The organism is Gemmobacter nectariphilus DSM 15620 (assembly GCF_000429765.1).
Classification (GTDB): domain Bacteria; phylum Pseudomonadota; class Alphaproteobacteria; order Rhodobacterales; family Rhodobacteraceae; genus Wagnerdoeblera; species Wagnerdoeblera nectariphila.
In genome coordinates, this window is the sequence record NZ_AUCM01000005.1 from 190,345 (window position 1) to 213,878 (window position 23,534).

At 67.5% G+C, this 23,534-nt stretch carries 24 protein-coding genes; 6 read left to right on the forward strand and 18 right to left on the reverse strand.

Going from position 1 to position 23,534, the window contains the following annotated elements; translation table 11 throughout:
* Positions 1-34: 34 nt before the first annotated feature.
* The 13 genes from G481_RS22990 to G481_RS0105995 all read right to left on the reverse strand — a co-directional run bounded on the left by G481_RS22990 (position 35) and on the right by G481_RS0105995 (position 12,903).
* Positions 35-1,558, reverse strand: a complete 1,524-nt coding sequence (locus G481_RS22990) for a YfjI family protein (protein ID WP_051294330.1) — start codon at positions 1,556-1,558, stop codon at positions 35-37.
* Positions 1,555-2,442: a DUF7146 domain-containing protein gene (locus G481_RS0105935; RefSeq protein WP_028029206.1), complete on the reverse strand. Its 888-nt coding sequence runs from the start codon at positions 2,440-2,442 to the stop codon at positions 1,555-1,557. The genes G481_RS22990 and G481_RS0105935 overlap by 4 nt, the downstream gene beginning before the upstream one ends.
* A 91-nt stretch (positions 2,443-2,533) precedes the next feature.
* A complete protein-coding gene (locus G481_RS0105945) occupies positions 2,534-2,749 on the reverse strand; it encodes a transcriptional coactivator p15/PC4 family protein (RefSeq protein WP_051294331.1) in 216 nt (71 codons plus the stop codon).
* On the reverse strand, positions 2,746-3,030 hold the full coding sequence (locus tag G481_RS0105950; protein WP_028029208.1) for a hypothetical protein: 285 nt from the start codon (positions 3,028-3,030) through the stop codon (positions 2,746-2,748). Before G481_RS0105950 ends, G481_RS0105945 begins: the two co-directional genes overlap by 4 nt.
* Before the next feature lie 106 nt (positions 3,031-3,136).
* Positions 3,137-3,319, reverse strand: coding sequence for a helix-turn-helix transcriptional regulator (locus tag G481_RS0105955; protein WP_028029209.1), 183 nt, complete (start codon positions 3,317-3,319; stop codon positions 3,137-3,139).
* A gap of 489 nt (positions 3,320-3,808) precedes the next feature.
* Positions 3,809-5,092 (reverse strand): tyrosine-type recombinase/integrase, encoded by a 1,284-nt coding sequence (locus tag G481_RS0105960; RefSeq protein ID WP_425402452.1) that lies wholly within the window; start codon positions 5,090-5,092, stop codon positions 3,809-3,811.
* 212 nt (positions 5,093-5,304) lie between these two features.
* Complete coding sequence (locus G481_RS0105965; RefSeq protein ID WP_028029211.1) at positions 5,305-6,213, reverse strand: N-carbamoyl-D-amino-acid hydrolase; 909 nt, start codon at positions 6,211-6,213, stop codon at positions 5,305-5,307.
* A gap of 14 nt (positions 6,214-6,227) precedes the next feature.
* Positions 6,228-7,415, reverse strand: coding sequence for a diaminopropionate ammonia-lyase (locus G481_RS0105970; protein WP_028029212.1), 1,188 nt, complete (start codon positions 7,413-7,415; stop codon positions 6,228-6,230).
* Positions 7,416-7,445: 30 nt separating this feature from the next.
* Positions 7,446-8,414, reverse strand: a complete 969-nt coding sequence (locus tag G481_RS0105975) for an ABC transporter ATP-binding protein (RefSeq protein ID WP_028029213.1) — start codon at positions 8,412-8,414, stop codon at positions 7,446-7,448.
* Positions 8,411-9,439 (reverse strand): ABC transporter ATP-binding protein, encoded by a 1,029-nt coding sequence (locus G481_RS0105980; RefSeq protein ID WP_028029214.1) that lies wholly within the window; start codon positions 9,437-9,439, stop codon positions 8,411-8,413. Before G481_RS0105980 ends, G481_RS0105975 begins: the two co-directional genes overlap by 4 nt.
* Positions 9,426-10,310, reverse strand: coding sequence for an ABC transporter permease (locus tag G481_RS0105985; protein WP_028029215.1), 885 nt, complete (start codon positions 10,308-10,310; stop codon positions 9,426-9,428). The genes G481_RS0105980 and G481_RS0105985 overlap by 14 nt, the downstream gene beginning before the upstream one ends.
* Positions 10,307-11,260: an ABC transporter permease gene (locus G481_RS0105990; RefSeq protein ID WP_028029216.1), complete on the reverse strand. Its 954-nt coding sequence runs from the start codon at positions 11,258-11,260 to the stop codon at positions 10,307-10,309. The genes G481_RS0105985 and G481_RS0105990 overlap by 4 nt, the downstream gene beginning before the upstream one ends.
* A 41-nt stretch (positions 11,261-11,301) precedes the next feature.
* Complete coding sequence (locus G481_RS0105995; protein ID WP_035025257.1) at positions 11,302-12,903, reverse strand: ABC transporter substrate-binding protein; 1,602 nt, start codon at positions 12,901-12,903, stop codon at positions 11,302-11,304.
* 339 nt (positions 12,904-13,242) lie between these two features.
* Between G481_RS0105995 and G481_RS0106000 the strand changes: the two genes are divergently transcribed.
* Both G481_RS0106000 and G481_RS0106005 read left to right on the forward strand, forming a co-directional pair.
* Positions 13,243-13,884, forward strand: a complete 642-nt coding sequence (locus G481_RS0106000) for an aspartate/glutamate racemase family protein (protein ID WP_028029218.1) — start codon at positions 13,243-13,245, stop codon at positions 13,882-13,884.
* The gene (locus G481_RS0106005) at positions 13,881-14,603 is read left to right on the forward strand and encodes a hydratase (RefSeq protein WP_028029219.1); all 723 of its coding nucleotides are present in this window, start codon (positions 13,881-13,883) and stop codon (positions 14,601-14,603) included. Before G481_RS0106000 ends, G481_RS0106005 begins: the two co-directional genes overlap by 4 nt.
* Here the strand turns inward: G481_RS0106005 and G481_RS0106010 are convergent.
* A complete protein-coding gene (locus tag G481_RS0106010; RefSeq protein ID WP_028029220.1) occupies positions 14,590-15,939 on the reverse strand; it encodes an amidase in 1,350 nt (449 codons plus the stop codon). The two genes, G481_RS0106005 and G481_RS0106010, sit on opposite strands and share 14 nt — an antisense overlap.
* A gap of 254 nt (positions 15,940-16,193) precedes the next feature.
* Between G481_RS0106010 and G481_RS0106015 the strand changes: the two genes are divergently transcribed.
* From G481_RS0106015 to lpxK, 3 genes are read left to right on the forward strand one after another with little or no spacing between them, the layout of a single operon-like run.
* Positions 16,194-16,439, forward strand: a complete 246-nt coding sequence (locus G481_RS0106015; RefSeq protein WP_028029221.1) for a DUF4170 domain-containing protein — start codon at positions 16,194-16,196, stop codon at positions 16,437-16,439.
* 18 nt (positions 16,440-16,457) lie between these two features.
* Positions 16,458-17,651, forward strand: a complete 1,194-nt coding sequence (locus G481_RS0106020; protein WP_028029222.1) for a 3-deoxy-D-manno-octulosonic acid transferase — start codon at positions 16,458-16,460, stop codon at positions 17,649-17,651.
* The gene (lpxK, locus tag G481_RS0106025; protein WP_028029223.1) at positions 17,648-18,652 is read left to right on the forward strand and encodes a tetraacyldisaccharide 4'-kinase; all 1,005 of its coding nucleotides are present in this window, start codon (positions 17,648-17,650) and stop codon (positions 18,650-18,652) included. Before G481_RS0106020 ends, lpxK begins: the two co-directional genes overlap by 4 nt.
* Here the strand turns inward: lpxK and G481_RS0106030 are convergent, their stop codons facing one another.
* From G481_RS0106030 to puuE, 4 genes are all read right to left on the reverse strand, one after another.
* Positions 18,653-20,011 (reverse strand): uracil-xanthine permease family protein, encoded by a 1,359-nt coding sequence (locus G481_RS0106030; protein WP_028029224.1) that lies wholly within the window; start codon positions 20,009-20,011, stop codon positions 18,653-18,655. It abuts the gene before it with no gap.
* A 39-nt stretch (positions 20,012-20,050) separates the two neighbouring features.
* Positions 20,051-20,569: an ureidoglycolate lyase gene (locus G481_RS22995; RefSeq protein WP_051294332.1), complete on the reverse strand. Its 519-nt coding sequence runs from the start codon at positions 20,567-20,569 to the stop codon at positions 20,051-20,053.
* 164 nt (positions 20,570-20,733) lie between these two features.
* Positions 20,734-21,576, reverse strand: a complete 843-nt coding sequence (locus G481_RS0106040; protein WP_028029225.1) for a bifunctional allantoicase/(S)-ureidoglycine aminohydrolase — start codon at positions 21,574-21,576, stop codon at positions 20,734-20,736.
* Positions 21,573-22,973, reverse strand: coding sequence for an allantoinase PuuE (gene puuE / locus G481_RS0106045; RefSeq protein ID WP_028029226.1), 1,401 nt, complete (start codon positions 22,971-22,973; stop codon positions 21,573-21,575). Before puuE ends, G481_RS0106040 begins: the two co-directional genes overlap by 4 nt.
* A 147-nt stretch (positions 22,974-23,120) precedes the next feature.
* Between puuE and uraH the strand changes: the two genes are divergently transcribed.
* Positions 23,121-23,477, forward strand: a complete 357-nt coding sequence (uraH, locus tag G481_RS0106050; RefSeq protein WP_028029227.1) for a hydroxyisourate hydrolase — start codon at positions 23,121-23,123, stop codon at positions 23,475-23,477.
* Positions 23,478-23,534: the final 57 nt, after the last annotated feature.

Here is a 23,534-nt window from a genome sequence, read left to right on the forward strand (position 1 = left end):
GCAGTTGAGGATTTCCGCAAGAGCCGCATCAAGGTCAAATTTCATGGCCCACCCTCACGATGCGATAGGCTTCCCGGCGGGCCGCCCCTCGAACAACTGTGCCGTCTGGCAGCGCGACCAGATGCCCAGCCTTGACCAGCAGGCCCAGCGGCCCGGACAGTGCCTTTCGTTCCCGCAGGGCGTTCGGGCCAAGCTGCACAATCTCGCGCGGCGTCACCTCGCCATGCGGCCAGCTTTCCACCAGCCATTGCCGCAGCCGCTCGGCCTTTGCGGTTTCTTCGGACACCGCCCCAGCTTCGGCCAGGCGCCGCGCCTCTTTCAGATAGAAGCTGGCAAGCGCGATACCCTGCCGCATGGCCTCGGGGCTGACCTCGGGCGCGTCCAGATCGGCCCACAGGGTCAACACGCCAGCGATGCGGGCGGCCTGTTCCGCGCTCTTGCTGGCATAGGCCCGAACGTGTTCCATGGCTTCGCCAGGCGCCTGCGCCGCCTCTATGGCTGCATAGAATTGCCACAGCAGTTCCTTGGCCCCTTGCGACAGCGGCAGGCGTTCCGGGGCCAGTTCCTGCGCCGTGTCGCCGGTCGGCATCGGGGTTTCCAGAATGGCAGTCAGGCGGGCCGTGAAGGCAGAAAGCGCCATATCGCTGGCCGGATCATGCCCGCGCCGCAGCCGGGTGCCGATGAGGCTGGGCGGTTCGGTAATCAGGAAGCGGGCAAGGAAGCCTTGGCCCGATGCCTGCGGATCGGCCAGCAACGGGCGGGCGGCAATGGGCTGGGCCATAAGGTGCATGGCCAGCCTGCGGCCCGGATAATCGCTGGCCCCGTCACCAGAGCGGATCCGGTTCACCGTGTCGCCGTTCCACAGCTGCGACAGGCCGGCGATGGTTTTCAGGCGGTTGTCGGAGTTCATGGCATGGCCCCCGATGAAGCCGCCGGCTTCGTCCGAGAACAGCCCCAGCGACGGGCGCCCGATCTGGTAGAGCTTCAACAGCCCCTCGAAGGTCGGTTCCTGCGCTGTCACACTGGGATAGAGCGGCGGGCGGGGTTCCGGGCCAAGGCCGCGCAAGTCAGCCTCGGCCCCGGCGGCCTTGGCCTTGTCGGCGCTGGCGGCCTCGGCCATCAGCCGCTTGCGCTTGCCGGTCCAGATTTCGCGGGCAACCTCATGTTCCGCGATGGCGTCCCGATAGTCGGCGCCCCTTGCCTTCTCATGGTCCCGAACGCCGCGCATCAAGAGCCGGTCGCAGGATGATTTCCGCTCGCCGCTTTCCGCGATGGTCAGGCAGAACAGGGAACATGGCGCATCGCCGCCCAGTGTCTCGACATTGGCGAAGCCCTGCACCGCCAGCGATGCCACGGCCAGCGCGGATTGCGCAGCCAGGGCGACGGGCGCCTGCGTCACATCCTGCGCGGCCTCCACCGCCGCGCGCAGCGGACCCAGCGCATCGACAGGGTAAGGCGCCCCCGGCGGGATTTCCCGCAAGAGCGGCTGCGGCCCCTCGGCCTTGTAGTCGTGAACGGTCGCGGCGTAGGCGGGGTTGATATTGGCGGGCGCGCTCATGGCGTGGCCCCTTTCATGGATTGCAGAACGTCGTTCCAGTCTCGCCCCTCTGGGGCGGGGAACATCGTGACAGCCCAGCCCAGCGCGGCGGCGCGCTCGGCCAGCTTGTGCCCGGCGGCGTGGCCGGGGGCGTCACCATCGGTTGCGATAATCAGCGTGCCGGGGGCAGCGGGCAGGCGCAGGCCGGTCAGGCCAGAGGTGGACAGAGCGGCCCACACGGCCACAGAGCCGATCAGCGGGCCGCACAGCAAGCTAAGGGCGGTCTCTATGCCCTCGGCCACCGCAAGGGCGTCCTGCCCGCCAGCAAGCCGCACAGCGCCGCCAGCGCAGGCGCCCAGCATTGCCTTGGCCGGTTCCACCTCGGCCTTGCCGCTGCCATCGCCGCGCAGCCAGGTGCGATGCACGGCCAGCCGCTCGCCCCCGTCTATCCGCGCCACCATCGCAGGCAGGCGCCGGGCGGTCGGCCCGTGCCAGCAGTCGGGGTGAAAGCGCAGGGTGTCCGGCAAGGCGCAGGTGATGGCGCGGCGGCGCAGATAGGTTTCCGCGATGGTGCCACCGATCGGTTGCGCCTCGGCCCAGATGGTGCGGGCCTGCGCTTCCCGCTTGTCGGCTTCGCGGCGCTGGGCGGCCTCATGGCGGGCCAGTTCCGCCGGATCGGTCTGCGGCACCGTGCCCCGGCCCTCGATGATGCCAAGGCCGCGCAGGGCGTCCAGCACCGCCGCGAAGGTGCAGCCGGTCTTGCAATGGGCCAACAGCCGCCCGCCAGGTCCATCGGACAGAGACAGGCTGGGGTTGCGGTCGCCATGGGCGGGGCAGCGGGCCAGCCCATAGCGGCCATGCCAGCGGCCTTGCAGGGCTGCCGTGATGCGCTGGGCTTCGGTCACGATGCGGCCCCCCAGATCAGGACGGCCAGCGCATGGGCCTGCGCCTCTGACAGCCCGTGCAGGCGGCGCAGGTAGAGCATTTGCAGGCGGGTCATTGCAGCACCGCCTTGCGCGCCTTGCCTAGCGCCGCCAACACCTCGCCCAGCAGGTCCAGCCGGAAGGCCAGCCCTTGCTTGCCAGGGCGATATTCGCCGTCCGTGTCCAGATACCAGACACGGGCGTTGACGATTTCTACCCCCTTGTAGGTCTCAACCGTGAAGCGGATTTCCTCGCGGCTGTTCTTGCGGATCGTGCCCAGGTCCATCATTGCGCACCGCCTTCCGACATGTGCCGGGCGCTTCGCGGAAAGCGCAGCCGCGAACGGTCGCAGCCGGGTTCCAGCTTGTATTGGGCGTGGTTTTCCGGCCCGGCATAGGCGGTCTGGATCGGCCAGCCGTAGCGGCGTTTCAGGCGCCAGACGATGGCGGCGAGCCTCCAGCCCTGCGCTTCGCTGATTTCGTCGCCGTGCCCGATGGTGCGGCCCGACAGCAGCGCGCGGCAGGCCCATTCAACCTGCGTGGCGCTGGAATAGAATCCGTGATGTGCCATTGCTTTGCCTCGGCATTGCGCCGGGCAGCGGGTCTAGGCTATCTTCGCCCTTGCGATGTGAGCCTGCGACAGCCTTTAGCCCCGCCGTGCCCCGGCGGGGTTTCTCTTAGGCAACAGCCGAGGTGCGGGTTTTCACCCACTCGGCAATCACATCGGATTTCCAGCCAACGGCGCGTTCGCCCAGCTTCACGGAAGGCGGGAACGTGCCCGCCTTGATGCCATTGTAGATGCTGGCCTTTGACAGCCCGGTAGCCTGCATGACGGCAGGCAGACGCATGATGAACGACAAGGCAGAAGCCCCCTCATGTCCCCTATGCGGACCTAGCAAGCGCCCACAAGCCACTTGCTAAATTCGCAAACGATGCGTAGGGGTGGGGCAGAACATTGGGTTCAATCTTGTTCTACCCGGCCTCCGTCTTTGGCTTTAACTTGGCGGTTGAGCCTTAGACGGGGGTCGCCGTTTTCCCTACATTTGCCTCGAACGGCCCGAGACGCTACAACGCCTAGTTCAGTCTTGGGCTTCTCGCAATCGTAATAGTCAGGACGCGAGGCTGAACCCCGCTTTCGTTGCGCCCAAGGCACGAGGCAACTTTGCCCTTTGAGCCAAAAGACTTAGCGGATTGACAGCCCAAACCCATGTGATTGCTCTGTGTCTGGCGATTTAGCGGATTTATCCCCACACCTATCACCGCATTGGATATTCCTTGCCGGTCAGATGCACGGTCGCTTGCGCAGATATAGACTTGCCCACCCCTGCACAAACTGAGAACACCACGCCTCACGCGTTCCCCGCCGGAAAACGAATCACCTTCCCCGCTTCCTCGGCCAGATAGGCGGCCCAGCGGTCCATCAGGTCGCGGCGCTTCTCGAACATGTCAGACCGGGCGTAAGCCTGTGACACGCTGTTGCCGACGTTGTGGGCAAGTGCAGCCTCGGCCACCTCATGGGCAGTCGTGGTGCGCTCTTGCGCCCAGGTGCGAAACGATGTGCGGAAGCCGTGAACATCCACCGGGAAGCCGAGTTCCTTCACCAGCTTTGAAAGGGTCATGTCGGACAGCGGGCGGCCCGGCTTCTGACCGGGAAATATCAGCGGCGATGGCTCGGCCTGCGTAGCAGGTGTAGCGGGTGTAGCAGGTCGCAGGGCCTCGGCTTCGCGCAGGATTTCCAATGCGCGGGGCGACAGCGGCACCCGATGCGCGCGCTTCATCTTCATTCGCTCGGCTGGGATTTCCCAGACCTTCGCAGCCATGTCGATTTCCGACCAGCGGGCCTCGCGCACCTCGATAGACCGAACGGCGGTCAGCACCAGAAATTCAAGGGCCTGTTTCGTGGACGGCCCGGCGCCAGAAGCCCCCAGGGCATCAAGGAAGCCCGACACCTTGTCATAGGGCAGCGCCACCCGATGGGCCTTGACCTTTGGCACCTTGGGCAAGGCCCCGTCCAGATTGTCGGCCGGGTTATCCTGACGCCAGCCCTGCGCAATGGCCCACTTCATCACCGTTCCGATGCGCTGCCGAACCCGCTTGGCAGTCTCGGGGATCTTGGTCCAGATCGGGGTAAGCACGGCCAGAACATCCGCCGTTGTCACGTCCTGCACCTTCATTTTGCCCAGCTTTGGGAAGGCGTAGGCTTCCAGCGAAGCAATGAAGTCTTTCCCGTGCTTGGCATTGCGCCATGTCGGCAGGTGGATTTCGTGAACCTTGCGGGCGGCTTCCTCGAATGTCACGGCGGCTTGTGCCTCACGCTTGGCGCGCAGCGGATCGCCCCCCGTCCGGGCTTCCTTGAAGTTCCGGGCCGCCAGTTCCCGCGCCTCGGCCAGCGACACGGCGGCCAACGGTCCTAGCCCAAGGTCAACACGCTTGCCGCGAATGGTGATGCGCTGGATCCACCGCTTGGACCCGCTGGGCGAAACCACAAGATGCAATCCCATCGCGTCACCATAGCGGCCCGGTTCCGTCACCGTCCGAACGAACGCCGCAGATAGCCCTTTGCCGGTCTTGCTGCCCATCGCCTCGCCCCACACTAAGACCCACATGAATTGTGGGACTACATGAAACGCCATTAGACGTTGCGGGACGTGGTGCGCAAGTCTTTCCTTTGTTTTCAAGGCGCCTCTGCGCCTCCTGATACTACGACAAACCTAAGCATGGTGGACCTCTGCTCCACCAGTCAATCCCCCGACACGTTGAAAAATCGCGCATTTCGGCAGATCGCTGGCCCCCGTTTCGTGCGGCCGAACGTCCGCGTTGATGCGAGGTGCCGAGTCGGTCGCTGTCAGGCCGTCTTGGGCGCCGTGATCAGCCCATAGGCTTGCGGCTCGCGGTGCTGCGCGAAGTCGAAGATGTTGCGGCGGATCTCCTGGCAGCGGTCCAGATCGACCGTTGCGGTGATCACCTCGTCCCCGACTGTCGCCGCGCGGGCGATGATCTCGCCGGTGGGGGCAACGATCAGGCTGCCACCGATCAGATCGCAGCCTTCCTCGTGCCCGGCCTTGGCAGCCGCCAGCGCCCACAGGCCGTTCTGATAGCAGCCGGCCTGCAAAGACAGCTCGTTGTGGAAATATTGCAGGTGGTCATGTTCGGGCGCGGGCGGGTAGTGCAGCGGCGTGTTGTAGCCAAGCGCCACCAGTTCCGCCCCCTGAAGCCCCAGCATCCGCCAGGTTTCGGGCCAGCGGCGATCGTTGCAGATGCACATGCCCAGCTTGCCATCCAGCGCGTCGCACACCGGAAAGCCCAGATCGCCGGTTTCGAAATAGCGCTTTTCAAGGTGCTGGAAGGGGCGCCAGTCCTCGACCTCGCGGTGGCCGGGCAGGTGGATCTTGCGGTATTTGCCGACGATCCGCCCGGCCTCGACCAGGATTGCGGTGTTGAAATGCCGTCCCTCGGGCGTCAGTTCGGCATAGCCAAGATGAAAGGCCACCCCCAGATCGCGCGACAGATCGAACAGCGGCTGCACCTCGGGGTTCGGCATGGCGGTTTCGAACCAGGCGTCCAGTTCGGCCCCCTCCAGAGGCCAGCGCGGAAAGAAGCTGGTCAGCGCCAGTTCGGGAAACACCACCAGCCGCGCACCACGATCCGCCGCCTCGCGCAGCAGATCCATCATCCGGGCAACGGCCGTGGATCGCGGCTCGGTGCGGGCAATGGGGCCAAGCTGGGCGACGGCGGCGACGAATTTGCGGCTCATGGGGGCTCCGGCGGTCAGGAATCAAGGATGCGGCGATAAAGGGCGGGGTCAGTATCGCCCTCGGTCGAAAAGACCAGAACGCGCGACGCGGGACCAAGACCAAGCGCGCCTCGCATCGCACCATCGGCCGACAGGCACGCCACCAGCCCCGCCACGGCGGATTCGCCCGCGACCACCGCAGGATCGCCGCCCGCAGACCGCGCCAGAAGGCGCATCGCCCCGGGGATGGCCTCATCGGGCACGGTGACCACCCAGTCGCCATGATCGCGCAAGATCTCCCAGGCCAGCAGCGAAACCTCGCCGCAGGCAAGGCCGGCCTGCATGGTCTCGACCTCGCCCTTGGCAGGGGTGGGCGCACCGGCGGCATAGCTCTCGGCCCAGCAGGCGGCGCCGACAGGATCGGCCAGCACGATCACCGGACGCGCCGCGCCCCAGCGCCGCTTCGCCAGCGCCGCGACCGCCGCCGCCATGCCGCCCACCCCGGTTTGCAGGAAGATATGCGTAGGGGGCTGCGGCAGGGATTCAAACGCCTCAGTGGCCATGATCTCGTAGCCCTGCATCACATGGCGTGGCACGTCGGTATAGCCGCCCCACGAGGTATCCGACACCACATGCCAGCCTTCGGCCTGCGCGGTTTCGGCGGCGATGCGCACGCTGTCGTCATAGGTGCCGGGGGTGCGGCGCACCTCGGCGCCAAAGGCCGCGATGGCGTCGGCCCGGCCCTGCGAGACGGTCTGATGGATGAAGATCACCGCGCGGCAGCCAAACCGCTGCGCGCCCCAGGCGACGGATCGGCCATGGTTGCCATCGGTCGCGCAGGTGACTGTTTCGGCCCGGACCAGATCGGGGACGGCGCCGGTGGCCACCTCTTCGGCGCTGATATGGCGCCCTGCGCGGGCCGAGGCCGCCCGCGCCAGCACCTGCGCCACCGCATAGGCCCCGCCAAGCGCCTTGAAGCTGCCAATGCCGAACCGCCCGCCTTCGTCCTTGAGGTGCAGCGCGGCGATCCCGGCGCGGGCCGCCAGCCCCGGCAGCGCCACCAGCGGCGTCGGGGCATAGCCTTGCCACGATCCGATGACGCGCCGCGCCTCGGCCAGTGCCTCATCCGACAGGATCGCATCCTGCGCCGCGGTCCACGGCTTGTCCGCGCTGGCCAGAGAATTGCGGATCAGCCCTGGCTGTGCCTGCGGTTCCAAGATCATGTCAGCCCCTTTTGTCCGGTTGCGGGCGGATCATGCGGTGGCAGCTTCCAGCACACAAGCCACCCGGCGGCCGGGGCCGGACTGCACCACCGGGGGCAAGGCCGCGTGGCAGGCCGGGCGCACCTGGGGGCAGCGCGGCGCAAAGGGGCAGGCCGAAGGCGGCTGTTCCAGCGTCGGCGGGGCACCGGGAATGGCATCCAGCCGCGTGCCCTTGACCGCGCCATGCAGGTTCGCGGCCAACAGCCCCCGCGTATAGGGATGGCGGGGGTTCTTCATGATCTCGGCAATCGTGCCGGTTTCCACGATGGTGCCGGCATACATCACCGCCACCCGATCGGCGATTTCCACCGCAACGCCGATGTCATGGGTGACAAAGATCACCGACATGCCCATTTCCTTCTGCAAGGCGCGCAGCAGCAGCAGCACCTGCATCTGAACCGTGGCGTCCAGCGCCGTCGTCGGTTCATCCGCCAGCAGAAGGCGCGGGTTGCACGACAGCGCCAGCGCGATCATCGCACGCTGGCGCATCCCGCCCGACATCTCGTGCGGATAGTTCTTCAGCCGACGTTCCGGCGACGGGATGCGCACCTTGCGCAGCATCTCCAGCGCGCGATCCATCGCCACCTCGCGCGGGACGCCTTGGTGGCGCATCACCGTTTCGGCAATCTGCGCGCCCACGGAATAGACCGGATCCAGCGCCAGCGCCGGATCCTGAAAGATCATCGACACGTCGCGCCCGCGAAAATCGCTCAGCGCCCGGCCCTTCAGCGCCAGAACATCGGTGCCGTCAAACCGGATCTGCCCGCCGATCGTGGTGCGCCGGGGTGGCAGCAATTGCAGGATGGATTTCAGCGTAACGCTTTTGCCCGAGCCGCTTTCGCCCAGCAGCGCCAGCACCTCGCCCTTTTCGACACTCAGGCTGACCCCGTTCACCGCATGAACCGTGCGCGCCCCGCCAAAGCGGACGGTCAGGTTGTTGATCTCGACCAGCGCGCTCATGCGGCAGCCTTTCCATGGCCAGAGGTGGCATCGTGCATGTGGCAGGCCACCTGATGCCCCTCGCCCAGGGTGACGACCTGCGGCTTGCGCGCCGCGCAGACCTCTTCGGCAAAGGGGCAGCGGGTGTGGAACCGGCAGCCCGACGGCGGGTCGATGGGATTGGGCGGATCGCCTGCCAGGGGCGGAACCTCGGTCCGGGCATCGGGATCCATCGAGGGCATGGCCGAGAACAGCGCCGCGGTATAGGGATGCGCCTGCCGCTCATACAGCGCTTCGGCGGAGCCGATCTCGACCACCTCGCCCAGATACATCACCATCAGCCGGTCCGAGATATACCGCACGACGTTCAGATCGTGGCTGATGAACATGTAGGTCAGGTCGAAATCGCGGCGCAGATCGGCCAACAGGTTCAGCACCTGCGCCTCGACCGACTTGTCCAGCGCCGAAACCGCCTCGTCCAGGATCACCAGCCGGGGCCGCATGGCCAAGGCCCGGCCGATGTTCACCCGCTGGCGCTGGCCGCCTGACAGCTCGTGCGGATAGCGGCCGGCAAAGCGGGCCGGATCCAGCCCGATCCGGTCCAGCAGATCGCGGGCGATGCGCCGCGCCTCGGCGGGATCGACACCGTTGACCTTGGGGCCGAAGGCGATGGATTCCTCGATCGTCAGCCGGGGATTGAGTGAGGCAAAGCTGTCCTGAAACACCATCTGCACGCCGCGCCGCAATTCACGCAGCGACAGGTCGGCGCCAAGCTCTTGCCCGTCATAGATGATCTTGCCGCCGGTCGCCTCGATCAGGCCGATCATCAGCCGCGCCGTGGTGGACTTGCCGCAACCGGATTCCCCGACGACCCCCAGCGTCTCGCCCTTGGCGATGGTAAAGCTGACGCCATCCACGGCGCGCACCACCTTTTTCGGCCCGAAGGCCCCGGCGCGCACCGGAAAGTGGCAGGTCAGGTCACTGGCGATGACAAGCGGCTGGGCCGGGCCGCCCTTGTCGGGCAGGCCAAGGTCATTGGCGGACATTCATCGCGCTCCTCAATCCGTCGCTCATCAGGTTCAGGCACAGCGAGGTGATGAAGATCATCACCCCCGGCAGTGCCGCGACCCAGGGGTTCACATAGATCGCCGTGCGCAGCGTGTTCAGCATCAGGCCCCATTCCGGCTCGGGCGGCTTGACGCCAAGGCCCAGGAACGACAGCCCCGCCGCGATGATCATGCACACCGAGGTCAGCGAGGTCGCATAGACAAAGATCGGCCCCATCACATTGCCCAGCACATGCACCCGCACGATGGTGAAATCCCCCGCCCCGCTGGCCCGCGCCGCATCGACATAATCCAGCTTGCGCACCGAGGCGGTGACGCTTTCCGCCACCCGGGTGATCGGCGGGATGAACACGATGGTCAGCGAGACCAGCGAATTGACGATCCCCGCCCCCAGCGCGCCGGAAATGGCGATGGCCAGCAGCACCGAGGGAAAGGCAAAGAACACATCGACCGTGCGCATGATGATCGTGTTGACCCAGCCGCCGACATAGCCCGCGATCAGCCCCAGCGTGGTGCCGATGGCAAAGGCGGCAACGACCGGCGTGATGCCCAGAAACAGCGTCAGCCGCCCGCCATGGATCAGCCGGGCCAGCATGTCGCGGCCCAGCTCGTCGGTGCCGAACGGATGGCCGGCGGTGCCGATGGGTTTCAGCCGGCGGATCATCGAGCCCTGATAGGGATCGGCCATTCCCAGCCACGGGGCAAAGATGGCCGCCAGGATCAGCGCGGCCAGAATTGCGCCGCAGACCAGCGTGACCGGATCGCGGCGCACCCGGCGCCAGACCCCGGCCCAGTAGCCTTGCGATTGCGCCGCGATCCGCAGGACGGGTTCGGTGGTGGCATCGGTCATGCGCGCGAAATCCTCGGGTCGATGACGGATTGCAGCAGATCGACGATCAGGTTCAGTGCGACAAAGAACATCGCCAGCACCAGGATCGTGCCCTGCAGCATCGGCAGATCGCGTTGCAAGATCGCGACCGACAGCAGATAGCCCGATCCGGGCCAGTTGAAGACCGTCTCGATCAGGATCGACCCGCCCAGCAGATAGCCCAGCTGCAGCCCGATCACCGAGAGCGCGGTGGGCGCGGCATTGCGGGCCACATGGCGCAGGATGCCCGCGCGCGTCATGCCCTTGGCCTCCAGCGCCTGCACGAAATCTTGATCTAGGATGTCGGCCACCAGGGCCCGCGTCGTGCGCATCACGATGCCCATGGGCACCACCGCCAGCGTCACGGCCGGCAAGATCAGATGGCGCACATGCGCCCAGTCCCAGGACCAGTCGCCCGACCCGCCAGGCCCGGCCCCCATGGATGGCAGCCAGCCAAGGCTGACGGAAAACACGATCACCAGCACCATGCCCAGCCAGTAGTTCGGGGTAGACACCCCGCCGATGGCCAGCGCCGTGATGGCGCGATCCCAGGCGGTGTTGTTCAGATAGCCCGCCATGAAGCCCAGAAGCAGCCCCAGCGGAAAGCCGATCACGCTGGCCGCCGCTGCCAGCAGCAGCGTATTGGCCACGGCGCGCGCCACCTCGGCCCCGACGGGGCGGCCGGTGGCGATGGACTTGCCCAGATCCCCCTGGACCGCATTGCCCAGCCAGATGCCGAACTGCACCGGCAGCGGCTTGTCAAAGCCGTAGACGGCGCGCATCTCGGCTTCCTGCTCGGCAGTGGCGTCGATGGGCATCACGGCGACCAGCGGATCGCCCGGCGCGATATGCACCAGCAGGAAGCAGATCAGGCTGACCCCGATGGCAACGGGAACGGCATAGATCAGGCGGCGAAGAAGATATCCAAGCATGTCAATGCGAAGGCGGGGGCCCCGGGGGGCCCCCTGCCCCCTTACTCCATCGTGATGGTGCCGAAGTTCTGATACCAGTTCTGCGCCTGGACAAAGCCCTTGACCTTGGGGCTCAGCGCGCGCGGTGCCACGTCATGCGTGACCATCAGGAACAGCGCATCGTTCACGAACTTCTCATGCGTCTTTTGCAGCACCTTGGTCTGTTCGACCGGATCAAAGGTGGTGCGGATCGCCTTGAAATTCTCCTCCATCTCGGGATCGCAATAATGGCCCCAGTTGGTGCCGTTCGGCGCGATCAGATCACAGCTCAGGTGCCGGATCAGCCCGGTAAAGGGATCCTGGATGAAGTAGGTGAAGTTGATCGAATGCGCGCCCTGGCTCGACTCGGATGCTGCGCCGGCCCGCCAGATGTTGATCATGGTGTTCCATTCCACCACGACGAATTCAACGTCGATCCAGGCCTCGGCAAGGCTTTGCTGGACGAACTCGTTCATCGGCAGCGGCAGCATCTGGCCCGACCCCGACGGCGAGATCAGCGCCTTGACCGCAAGCCGCTTGTCGGGGCCGTATCCGGCCTCGGTCATCAGGGCCTTGGCGGCATCAAGGTCGTATTTCACCTTGAACGTCGGATTTCCGAACCAGGCCGAACCCGGCGGCAGGAAGCCTTCGGCCGGAACCATCAGCCCGCCCAGCAGGGTCTTCATGCCTTCGCGGTCGATGGCCAGGTTTGCCGCCTTGCGCACGCGGATGTCATTCCAGGGCGAGCCTTCCAGACGCGACAGGTGCCAGGTCCAGTTGTGCGGCAAGGTGTTCGAGACGATCTTGAACCCGTTGCCTTCCAGCGCGGGGATCACGTCGGGCGCGGGGGCCTCGATCCAGTCGACCTGCCCCGACATCAGCGCGGCCGAACGGGCGTTGGGTTCGGGCAGCGGGATCAGCACCAGCTTGTCCAGCTTGGGCACGCGGGTCGGGTCCCAATAGCCGGCAAAGGGGGTCAGCTCCGCCCGCTCGCGCGGCACGAAGCTTTGCATGATCCACGGGCCGGTGCCCGAGGGCGCCTGTGCGACGGCATCCCAGCTTTTTCCCTTGGCTTCCCAGTTGGCAGGCGAGGACATCAGGATCCAGGCCAGCTGATAGGGCAGCGTGGCGTCGGGCGTCTTGGTGACGATTTCCAGCGTGTATTTGTCGACCACGCGATAGCTGGCAACGGCCGGGATCCGCGACTTGCCCTGTGCGGCCTGGCGCGGATCGTATTGTTCGGACTTGTCGTTCAACAGCTTGTCAAAGTTCCACACCGCGGCGGCTGCGTCGAACTCGGACCCGTCGTGGAACTTGGCGCCCTGACGAAGCTTGAAGGTCCAGGTCAGCTGGTCGGCGCCCACGCCCCATTCCGTCGCAAGGCCGGGGATCAGCCCCGACGGCTTGTCGGCCGAGGTCAGATCCCAGTTGATCAGCGCGTCATAGACCGTATAGCCCATGAAGCGCATCCCCTCGCCGCCCTGATCGGTCTGGCCGGTGGTCAGCGGAATGTCCGATGCGGTCATGCCCACGCGCAAGGTGCCCTGTGCCAGCGCCGGCGCGGCGGCAAGTGCGGCCGTGATGGCCAGCCCCCGTGCGCCCCAGATCAGTCGTTCGAATTTCATTGCGGATTGCCCCCTGTCCTGTTCCGTGTCTTGCAGGTGCCGCCTTTGGGTCTGCGGCTTTCGTGCAGGAACAAGAAAACACCGGCGCAGGCGGCCTCGGGCGGAAATCATGCCGCAGCGCAACATTATTGTTTGCAATCGCAGAAAACGCCCAATCTGCGTTCGGATCTGCGGTTTTTGGCGGTTTATTGGGCACCGCCCGTCGCGAATGACAGGGCCCCGGCTGTCGGTGAGCGGCGTTCTTGACGGCTTGGCCCTGACGCGGTTTCCCGAACCTGGCGCGCTCTGCGTCCGACCCTGTCACCTTGCTGCGCTGCGGCGCCCATTCACCGAGGCTTGATGAAACCCGTCCTGCTGATGAACCCCAACAGCAACGCGCAGACGACCAGGGTGATGTGCGCCATTGCGGCCACCGCGCTGCCGATCCCCCCCGATGGATGGACGGCCCCGTCCGGCCCGCCGCTGATCTCGACCCCCGAGGATCTGGCCCGCGCCGCCCTGCTGGTCGCGGCGGAAACGCCGTGGCCGGACCTTGGCGCCGTCATCGTGTCGGCCTTTGGCGATCCAGGGGCCGACGGGTTGCAGGCGCGGCTGCCTTGCCCGGTGGTCGGCATCGGCGCGGCCAGCGCGCGGGCGGCATCTGCCGCTGGTGCGGCCTTTGCGGTGGCGACCACGACCCCGGCACTGGCCCCGCTGATCGACAGCCTGATGCGCGCCAAGGGGTCTGCCGGGCACTACCTGGGCTGTTTCCTGGCACAGGGCGATCCGCTGGCGTTGATGCAAGATCCCGAGGCACTGGACAGCGCCTTGCTGGACACGATACGCCGCGCAGCAGCTGCCGGGGCGGCGCATGTCATCATCGGCGGCGGCCCCTTGGGCGCTGCGGCCGAGCGTTTGCGCCCCCGCGCGCCGGTGCGCCTGTTCAACCCGATCCTTTGCGCCGCGCAGGAAGTCGCGGCCCATCTTCAGGAGACGCCATGACCGACCCCCAGACCCTTGCCGCCGCGCTGATCGAGGCGCACAGGACCGGCACCCGCGTTGAAGCCCCGGTCCTGCCGCTGTCGCGGGACCAGGCGCTTTCGGTGCAAGCCGCCGTCATGGCCGCGCTTGGGCCGGTCGCGGGCTTCAAGGTCGCGCGGGTCGCGGGGGGCGCACCGATCCTGGCCCCGATCCCGGCATGTCATCGCATCAACGATGGCGGCACACGCACGGTGCGCGACCGGGTCGGGGTCGAGCTGGAGGTCGGGTTCGAGCTGATCGCCCCCTTGCCGGCTGGCGATCTGCCGACCGATCTTGCGGCCTTTTTCCGGCCCTGCGTGGTGCTGGAACTGGTCGACACACGGCTGTCCGGTCCTGCTGCGGACGATCCGGCGATGAAGCTGGCCGATCTTCAGGTCAACGCCGGTCTGGTGGTGGGCGGGGGTCTGTCCGATTGGGACGGGTCGGACTTTGGCACCGTGACCGGCGCGTTGCGGGTCGGGGATCAGGTGGTGCTGGATGGCCCGGCAACGGTGCCCGGCGGCTCGGCGCTGGCCAATCTGGCCTTGCTGGTGGCCAATGTCGGGGACCATTGCGGCGGCCTGCAGCCCGGTCAGGTGGTGATCACCGGATCGCTGTGCGGCCTGCCCTGGTTCGGGCCGGGCCATGCCGTCGCGGGCCAGATCGCAGGGCTTGGCCAGGTCGCCCTTACGCTGGCCTGAGCGCAAGATCCGGCCAGCGAAACCTTGGGGCAAGCGGCGCCAGCATGTCCATCAGCGCGGTTTCCGACCCCATGGGGCCGACAATCTGCATGCCCACCGGCAGGCCTGCCGAACGCTGCGCCGGAAAGGCCAGCGCAGGCAGGCCCGCCGCATTCACCCAGCCGGTATAGACCGCATGCCCTCGTGGTCCGACCGGCTGGCCGTCGATCACGGCCGGGTGGCTTTCATCGGCTGGCCAGGGATGCGCGGCCGAACAGGGCATCAGGACCGCATCATGGCCCCAAAGCCCCCGCGCCTCCTCGCGCAAGCGAAACACCGCATCGAGGACCGCATGGAAGGCCGGGGCGGCCACAGCTGCACCGCGCGCTGCCATGTCCCGATACTTCGGGGCCGCGGCCTCTGCGAGTTCGGGATCGGCGGCGAAACAGGCGGCCAGCCCGACTTCGGCAATGGTGCGCCAGCCGGCATTCAGCGGCGCCATTTCCAGCGGCAGCGGACCAACGGTCACGTCATGCCCGGCGCGCCGCAGCGCCTCGACCGTTTCGGCAAAGGCCGTGCGGATGTCCGGATCGCACGGGGCATCGGCCAGCGCGGCAACCGCCAGAATGCGCGCGGGCCGCGCCATCACAGGGCGGTCAGGCTGGCCGGTCAGCACGCTGTGCAGAAGGCGGATGTCGCGCAAGGACCGGGCGACGGGGCCGGCGACCTCGAAATCCAGCAGCACCTGCGGCAGGCCACCCCCGCGCGCCACCGTGCCGATCCCCGGCTTCAGACCATAAAGCCCGCAATAGCCCGCAGGCCGCCGGATCGAGCCGCCACCATCGGTTGCCAGCCCCGCAAAAGCCATGCCCGAGGCCACGGCCGCCACGACGCCGCCCGACGACCCGCCCGGCGTAAGGCGCGGATCGAACGGATTGCGCGTTGTGCCAAAGGTCAAGTTGGCGGTGAACCCCTCGACCGCGAATTCCGGCGTATTGCCCTTGCCGACCACCAGCGCCCCTGCAGCCCGCAGCATGGCGACGGGGCGCTCGTCCTGCGCAGCCATGCGGCGGGCCAGCGCGGCATTGCCCCAGGCGGCGGGCAGACCGGCGCTGACCAGATTGTCCTTTACGATCAGCGGCACACCATCCAGCGGCCCGCAAGGCGCCCCGGCCTGCCAGCGGCGCGTGGCCGCCTGCGCCTCGGCCAACAGCGTATCGGACAGCGCCGAAACGGCATTGAGGACAGGATCAAGCGCCGCGATCTGCGCAAGGGTCGCCTCGGCCAGCGCAAGGGGGGTCGTCTGCCCGCTGGCAAAGGCTGCGACCAGCTCGCAGGCGTCATCCTGTGCGATCATCCGCGATCCCGGTCATCGGTCTGCAAGGGTGGTCCGCAGGACAGCACGCCCACCGACCGGGCACAAGCCGACGCGGGCGGGCGCCCCGCGATCCGGCGCCGCGCTGGTCAGGAATGCGGCAAGGCTGCGCCATCAGCCCACCGGCGCAGCAGACTTGTCCCGGCGTGGCGACACAGGCCCCCAAGGCCGGACCAAGCCTTGACGCTGCGATCACATCGTCTACCCTTGGCGCAATCTTGCGCAAAGGAGCCCGCATGACCCAGCGACTGCATCTCGTGTTCGGGGGCGAGCTGGTAAACCCCGGCAGCACCGAGTTCCGCAATGTCGACGATATCCACATCGTCGGCATGTTCCCCGACTATGCCAGCGCCTTCAAGGCCTGGAAGGCCGAGGCGCAGCGGACCGTCGACAATGCCCACATGCGGTATTTCATCGCCCACCTGCACCGGCTGCACGACGAGGCGCAGCCGACCGGCGCCACCTCGGAACTTGGCGGCTGATCGGGCAGGACGGGTCCGGTGTTGCCTCTTGGACTGCGGCTGTTCCGTGCGCTGCATCGTGACGCGGAAGACCCGGGGCAACCCGACTGGCCCGCCCGGCCGGCGGGGCGGGTGGCCTGGTTGCACGCGCCTGCACCGCAGGCAGCGCGCGGGCTGGGGCCTCTGGCCTGCGGGCTGACCGAACGCGGGCTGGTGGACGCTGTCGTCGTCACCTGTCCCGGTCTGGGCGACTGCCCCGGCGGCCACACCATCGCGCCGCCGCCTGACCGGGCTGCTGCGGTCGCGGCCTTTTTCGATCACTGGCGCCCCGATCTGGGGATCTGGGCCGATGGCGTCCTGCGCCCCGTCCTGCTGCACATGGCGGCCGAGCGCGGCGTGCCGATGCTGCTGGTGGATGGCCGGGCCCCCGATTTGCCCGGCCCGCGCTGGTGCCACCGGCTGATGCCCGGCATCATGCGCCCCTTCCGCCAGGTTCTGGTGCAAGATCCGGTGGCGCAGCGCCTGTTCCATCGCGCCGGGGCGCCGTCGGGCATCATCCAGGTGACAGGGCCGCTGGAAGTGCCCTCGCGCATCCAGCCGGTGAACGAGCCCGAACGCGCCGCCCTTGCGCGCACGCTGGGCACCCGGCCGGTCTGGCTGGCTGTCGGCGTGCCCGAGGCCGAGGATGACACGATCGCCGCCGCGCATCTGTCGGCCCTGCGCAGCGCCCATCGGCTGCTTCTGGTGCTGGTGCCCGACAGCCCCGCGCGCGCCGATGCGCTGGCCGAACGGCTGAACGGGGAATTCGGGCTGGAATGCGCCCGCCGCTCGCTGGACGAGGAACCGGGCGAAGAGACACAGGTCTACCTGGCGGATACCGAGGGCGAGATGGGCCTGTGGTATCGCCTGGCCCCCATGACATGGTGCGGCGGCACCCTGTCCGGCCCCGGCCCCTTGCGTCACCCGTTCGAGGCTGCGGCCATGGGATCGGCCATCATCCACGGCCCGGAAACCGGCACCGAGACCGAGAATTTCGCCCGCCTGCGCCGCGCGGGCGGCAGCCGTCTGGTGCGGGTTCCCGCCGATCTGGGCGAGGCGGTGGGCGATCTGCTGGCGGCCGACCGCTGCGCGCGTCTTGCGCAGGCGGCCTGGGGCGTTGCCTCGGCGGGGGCGGATGCGACGAACCTTGCGCTTGACCTTGCGGCCGATCTGCTCAGGGCGCCCAAGGCATGAGCCACGCCCCCGCCTTCTGGTTCAACCCGCCGGACCGGCCCGGATGGCAGGCCCGGTTGCTGGCGCCGCTGGGGGTGATCTATGCGGCGGCCACGGCGCGGCGGCTGGCGCGGGGCGGGCCCGGGTATCGGGCAAAGGTGCCGGTGATCTGCATTGGCAACCTCAATGCCGGGGGCACCGGCAAGACGCCAACCGCGATTCTGCTGGCCGAACGGCTGGCGGCGCGGGGGCTGAAGGTGGCGGTGGTCAGCCGGGGCCATGGCGGGCGCCTGGCAGGGCCGCTGCGGGTGGACCCGAACGCCCATACGGCGGCGGATGTCGGGGACGAGCCGCTGTTGCTGGCCGCCTTTGCCCGCGCCTATATCGCCCGCGACCGTGCGGCAGGCGTGCAGCTGGCCGAGGCCGAGGGCGCGCAGGTCGTGCTGCTGGACGACGGGTTCCAGAACCCGTCGGTGGCCAAGGATCTGTCCATCGTCGTCGTCGATGCGGCGCGCGGCTTTGGCAACGGGCGCTGCCTGCCGGCCGGTCCGCTGCGCGAGCCGGTGGCGGCCGGGCTGGCCCGCGCCGATCTGCTGCTGACCATTGGGGAACCGGCGGCGCAGGATCGGTTCACCGCGCTATGGGGGGCGTCCCTGGGGCCTGTGCCGCGCCAGCGCGCGGTGCTGCGCCCGCTTCGGATGGGCATGGGCTGGCAGGGCGAGCGGGTGCTGGCCTTTGCCGGGATCGGCCACCCGGAAAAGTTCTTTGCCACCCTTGCCACTGAGGGGGCCGATCTGGTCGGCACCGTGGCGCTGGGGGATCATCAGCCCTTTGCCCCCGCCCTGCTGACCCGGCTGGAGGGCGAGGCAAAGCTGAAAGGCGCGCAGCTGGTGACGACCGAAAAGGATGCCGTCCGCCTGCCCGCCGCCTTTCGCCGCAAGGTGCTGACCTTGCCGGTGCGGCTGGTGCCCGACGCCGGCCCCGCCCCGCTGGATGCGGCGCTGGACCGGCTGCTGGCGTGATCACTCGCCCAGGTCCTCGGGCAGGATCAGGTTCAGCGTGATGGCGATGGCCGCCGCCGGAAGCAGGCCCGAGGTCAGCAGGATCTGCGCCGTCTGCCCCACATGCTGCAGCGCCGAAGGTTCCAGCTGAAGCCCAAGGCCGACCGACAGGGCCGTGGCAAAGATCACCATGTTGCGCCGGTTCCAGCGCACCTCGGACAGCATGTTGACGCCCGCCGCGCAGACCATGCCGAACATCACGATCACCCCGCCGCCCAGCACGTTGATCGGCACGGTGTTGATCGCGGCGCCGATCTTGGGGATCAGGCCGCAGACGATCAGGAACAGCGCACCCACGGTGACGACGTGGCGGCTCATGACCCCGGTCATGGCGATCAGGCCGACATTCTGGCTGAACGAGGTGTTCGGCAACCCGCCAAAGATGCCCGCAACGGCCGTGCCCGCGCCGTCGGCAAAGGTCGCGCCCGAGATTTCCTTGTCCGTCGCCTCGCGCCCGGCGCCGCCCTTGGTGATGCCCGACACATCGCCCACCGTCTCGATGGCCGAGATCACCGCCATGAAGCACATGCCCAGAACGATGGCCAGATTGAACTCGAACCCCCATTTGAAGGGCATGGGAACCGAGAACCAGCCCGCCCGGTCAATGGCGGTAAAGCTGACCTGCCCCATGGCCAGCGCAACCAGATAGCCGGCCACGATGCCGATCAGCACGGCCGCCACGGCCAGAAAGCCGCGGGCAAAGAACTTGACCAGCAAGGTGACGATCACAACGACCAGCGCGGGGGTCCACATGGCAAGGCTGCCGAATTCCGGTTTGCCCATGCGCGGGGCGCCCCCGGCGGCATACTGGATGCCCACCTTGACCAGCGCGAGCCCGATCATCAGCACGATCAGCCCGGTGACCAGCGGTGGCAGCGCATGGCGCATGCGGCCGATCACGAAGCCAAGGCAGAAGTGGAACATCCCGCCGATGACGATGCCGGTCATCAGCCCCGCAAGCCCGGCCGCGCCAAGCCCCGCAACCGCCGGGATCATGATCGGCACAAAGGCGAACGAGGTGCCCTGGACGATCGGCAGCCGCGCCCCGACCGGGCCAAAGCCGATCGACTGGAACAGCGTGGCGATGCCGGCGAACAGCATGGACATCTGGATCATGTAGGTCATGTCGGGAAAGCCCAGCGCCCCCTGATCCGATCCAAAGCCGATCCCGGCCGCGCCGCAGACGATGATCGCTGGCGTGACATTCGAGACGAACATCGCCAGCACATGCTGGATGCCCAGCGGCACCGCCCGCGCAAGTGGCGGCATGAAGTCGGGATCGCGCAATTGTGCAGCGGTCCCAAGGCTTGTATCGGCCATAGGATGGGTTCCTTCCCTGTGGGGGATTGTTTTTGGCCGTCACCGCAGGCCCCCGGTCCCGCGGCCCGGTTGGACCCTACAGGGGGCCAGGACCGTCCACGGCTGGGCGTAGCGGTATTCGTCGATGTTGGGTGTCGGGCCGATCCGGTCGACCACGGCAAACAGGCCGGGTGCGTGGAGCGGGGTCAGCACCCCGTGCCATGTGCCGCGATGCAGGTTGATGCCCTGCCCCGGCGCGGTCAGAAAGGCGCGCGGGGTGGCCTGCGGACCATCGGCCACGATCACCAGGAACGGATGCTGGGTCATCGGCAGAAAGGCCTGGCTGCCATCGGGGTGACGCTCGATCAGATCGAAGCTGTAGGGCAGCGCACGCGGGCGGGCCTGAAAGATCGAGAGGCCGGCGCGGCCATCTAGGCCGAAGTCCAGCCGCGCGCGATCATGGTGGCGCTGGCACCAGCCATCATTGATGAGGCGGAAATCGCCGGTGGCATCGAGCACGTCGCCATAGGGCGCGAAGGCGTCAGAGGTCAGGGGGGCTGCGGTGATCTGGCGCGTCATGGTCTGATGATCCGCTTGTGGCGGGCGCCGGGGGTTTCACACCCCCGGACCCCCGTGGGGTATTTGGAAAAAGGCAAAGTGGGGCCGCGTGGGGCAGGCAGGTCGGCCCCGCGCGGATGGAGCGTAGAGAAAACCGGGCCGCGCCAAAGGGGCGGGCCGCCAGATCATCGCGGCGGACCGAAGGCGCCTGGGCCGCGCAGTTTCGCGTGGCGGTTCACGTCCTTGTAGAGCAGGTAGCGGAACGGGCCCGGACCGGCGGCATAGCAGGCCTGTGGGCAATAGGCGCGCAGCCACATGAAATCGCCGGCCTCGACCTCGATCCAGTCCTGGTTGAGCTTGTAGACCGCCTTGCCCTCGAGGACATAAAGCCCGTGTTCCATGACATGGGTTTCCTCGAAGGGGATGACCCCGCCTGGCCGGAAGGTGACGATGTTCACATGGGCGTCGTGGCGCAGATCCTCGGGTTCGACAAAACGCGTGGTGCCCCAGCGCTCGCCGGTATCGGGCATCCAGCGCACCGGGGTATCGCGGTCAGAGGTCACGAAAGCCTCGGGCGCGGGGACGCCGGGGGCGGGTTCGTAGAGTTTGCGCAGCCAGTGGAAGCGGGTGGGCTGGTGGCCTTCGGCCAGCAAGGTCCAGGTGGCACCGGCAGGGATATAGGCGTAGGAGCCGGTTTCCACCTCGTAGCCTTGGCCGTCGATGGTCAGGGTGGCAAGGCCGCTGGTGAAGAACAGCCAGTGTTCGGCGCCGGCCTCGGCATCGGGGGCATCGGATCCGCCGCCGGGGGCAAGTTCCATCACATATTGGCTGAAGGTTTCGGCAAAGCCGGACATAGGCCGCGCGATCAGCCACAGGCGGGTGGCGCGCCAGCCGGGCAGGTAGCTGGTGACGATGTCGGAAAAGCAGCCGCGCGGGATGAAGGCATAGGCATTGGTGAAGACCGCGCGCTGGGTCATCAGGGCGGTCTGGGGCGGCAAGCCGCCGGGGGGGGTGTAATAGCCGGTCATTTCAGCATGTCCTGAAGCCGCAGTTCGGCAATGCGTTCCACCTGGGCGCAGGCGGTGGCGAATTCGGTGTCGGTATCGTTGGCGATCCGGGTGTGGAAGGCCGCGAGGATCGAGGCCTTGGAATGGTCGCGCACGGCGATGATGAAGGGAAAGCCGTGTTTCGCCACATAATCGGTGTTCAGCTGCTGAAAGCTGGCGCGTTCGGCATCGGTCAGGGCATCCAGCCCGGCGCTGGCCTGTTCCTGGGTCGATTCTGCGGTCAGGCGGCGGGCCTGCGCCAGTTTGCCGGCCAGATCGGGGTGGGCACGCAGCACGCCCAGCCGCTCGGCCGCGCTGGCCGAGCGGAACATGCGGCACAGCGCGTTGTGAACGCCGGTCGCGCTGTCATGGGCGGGGCCCAGTTCCAGGTTCCAGGCGCGGTCGGCGATCCAGAGGGAATGTTCGAACACGCCGCCAAAGCGTTCGACAAAGCGGTCGCGGGTCATCTGGCTGGGGCGTTCGCGCCGCTGATGGGGGTGGAGGGCAGCCCAATGGGCCGCGATGTCGCTGCGGGTGGCGAACCAGGCGCCGCCCTTGGCCGCGACGTGATCGAGAAAGCGGATCAGCCCCGCGATCTTGCCGGGGCGCCCGATCAGCCGGCAATGCAGACCGATCGAGAACATCCGCCCGCCTTCGGCATACAGCGTATCAAAGCTGTCGATCAGGTATTGGCCGAAATCCTGCCCCGTCACCCAGCCGGGCGCGGTGGCAAAGCGCATGTCGTTTGCCTCGAGCGTATAGGGCAGGATCAGCTGGTCGCGGTCCCCGAATTCGGCCCAATAGGGCAGATCGTCATCATAAGTGTCGGAGATCCACGGCAGGCCCAGTTCCGCCGTCAGCCGCACCGTGTTGACCGAGCAGCGGCCGGTATACCAGCCGGTGGGCGCGGTGCCGACCACTTCGGTATGCAGGCGCACGGCCTCGGCGATCTGGCGGCGTTCCTCATCCTCGGGCATGTCGCGGTGATCGACCCATTTCAGGCCGTGGCTGGCAATGTCCCAGCCGGCGGATTTCATCGCGGCGACCTGTTCGGGGGCACGGGCCAGCGCGGTGGCGACGCCATAGATGGTGACAGGCAGGCCGCGCTGGGTGAACAGCCGGTGCAGGCGCCAGAAGCCGGCGCGGGCGCCGTAATCGTAGATCGATTCCATGTTCCAGTGCCGCATCCCCGGCCAGGGGGCCGCGCCGGCGATGTCGGACAGGAACCCTTCGGAGGCCGCATCGCCATGGAGGATCGAATTCTCGCCGCCCTCTTCGTAGTTCAGCACCAGGCTGATCGCGACGCGGGCGCCGCCGGGCCAGTTCGCTTGCGGGGGCGTGGCCCCATGGCCGGTGAAATCGCGCGGATAGCGGTGCATGGCAGTCTCCGGATCTGGATGGTTCAGGGATAGCGCAGGAATGCGGGGGCGGCTTTCAAAAACTTCCGATAGCTGTTTTCGCGGGATCGCGCGGTAGTATCGCGCGCAGCCTTGCGGCAATGTGGCGAAAAAGCAGGAGGATGCCGGATGGCCGGATGGCTGACCACCCATGTTCTGGATACTGCACGGGGCTGTCCGGCCGAAGGGCTGGCGATTGCGCTCTATCGGATCCATGCGGATCAGCGAGAGCTGCTGGCCGAGATGCGGACCAATGCCGACGGGCGCACCGATGCGCATATCCTGCCGGCCGAGCGGTTCCAGACCGGCACCTATGAGCTGGTGTTCCATGCTGGCGACTACCTGCGCGCCAGCGGTCAGGCGGGGGCCGAGCCGCTGTTTCTGGATCAGGTGCCGATCCGGTTCGGGATGAGCGATCCGATGGCGCATTATCATGTGCCGCTGTTGCTGTCGCCCTATGGGTATTCGACGTATCGCGGGTCGTAAAAGGGGGGCGGGGGCCAGCCCCCGTCCGGCCCGGGGGCCGGACTCCCCCGGGATATT

Excerpts from the sequence above, each read along its gene's own strand:
- G481_RS0105975 (WP_028029213.1), bottom strand. The coding sequence starts at position 8,414 with ATGAGCGCGCTGGTCGAGATCAACAACCTGACCGTCCGCTTTGGCGGG.
- G481_RS0106015 (WP_028029221.1), top strand. The coding sequence starts at position 16,194 with ATGACCCAGCGACTGCATCTCGTGTTCGGGGGCGAGCTGGTAAACCCC.
- lpxK (WP_028029223.1), top strand. The coding sequence starts at position 17,648 with ATGAGCCACGCCCCCGCCTTCTGGTTCAACCCGCCGGACCGGCCCGGA.
- G481_RS22995 (WP_051294332.1), bottom strand. The coding sequence starts at position 20,569 with ATGACGCGCCAGATCACCGCAGCCCCCCTGACCTCTGACGCCTTCGCG.
- G481_RS0106040 (WP_028029225.1), bottom strand. The coding sequence starts at position 21,576 with ATGACCGGCTATTACACCCCCCCCGGCGGCTTGCCGCCCCAGACCGCC.
- G481_RS0105985 (WP_028029215.1), bottom strand. The coding sequence starts at position 10,310 with ATGACCGATGCCACCACCGAACCCGTCCTGCGGATCGCGGCGCAATCG.
- G481_RS0105995 (WP_035025257.1), bottom strand. The coding sequence starts at position 12,903 with ATGAAATTCGAACGACTGATCTGGGGCGCACGGGGGCTGGCCATCACG.
- G481_RS0105990 (WP_028029216.1), bottom strand. The coding sequence starts at position 11,260 with ATGCTTGGATATCTTCTTCGCCGCCTGATCTATGCCGTTCCCGTTGCC.
- G481_RS0106030 (WP_028029224.1), bottom strand. The coding sequence starts at position 20,011 with ATGGCCGATACAAGCCTTGGGACCGCTGCACAATTGCGCGATCCCGAC.
- G481_RS0106000 (WP_028029218.1), top strand. The coding sequence starts at position 13,243 with ATGAAACCCGTCCTGCTGATGAACCCCAACAGCAACGCGCAGACGACC.
- G481_RS0105980 (WP_028029214.1), bottom strand. The coding sequence starts at position 9,439 with ATGTCCGCCAATGACCTTGGCCTGCCCGACAAGGGCGGCCCGGCCCAG.
- uraH (WP_028029227.1), top strand. The coding sequence starts at position 23,121 with ATGGCCGGATGGCTGACCACCCATGTTCTGGATACTGCACGGGGCTGT.
- G481_RS0106010 (WP_028029220.1), bottom strand. The coding sequence starts at position 15,939 with ATGATCGCACAGGATGACGCCTGCGAGCTGGTCGCAGCCTTTGCCAGC.
- G481_RS0105960 (WP_425402452.1), bottom strand. The coding sequence starts at position 5,092 with ATGGCGTTTCATGTAGTCCCACAATTCATGTGGGTCTTAGTGTGGGGC.
- G481_RS0105970 (WP_028029212.1), bottom strand. The coding sequence starts at position 7,415 with ATGATCTTGGAACCGCAGGCACAGCCAGGGCTGATCCGCAATTCTCTG.
- G481_RS0105965 (WP_028029211.1), bottom strand. The coding sequence starts at position 6,213 with ATGAGCCGCAAATTCGTCGCCGCCGTCGCCCAGCTTGGCCCCATTGCC.
- G481_RS0106005 (WP_028029219.1), top strand. The coding sequence starts at position 13,881 with ATGACCGACCCCCAGACCCTTGCCGCCGCGCTGATCGAGGCGCACAGG.
- G481_RS22990 (WP_051294330.1), bottom strand. The coding sequence starts at position 1,558 with ATGAGCGCGCCCGCCAATATCAACCCCGCCTACGCCGCGACCGTTCAC.
- G481_RS0105950 (WP_028029208.1), bottom strand. The coding sequence starts at position 3,030 with ATGGCACATCACGGATTCTATTCCAGCGCCACGCAGGTTGAATGGGCC.
- puuE (WP_028029226.1), bottom strand. The coding sequence starts at position 22,973 with ATGCACCGCTATCCGCGCGATTTCACCGGCCATGGGGCCACGCCCCCG.
- G481_RS0105945 (WP_051294331.1), bottom strand. The coding sequence starts at position 2,749 with ATGATGGACCTGGGCACGATCCGCAAGAACAGCCGCGAGGAAATCCGC.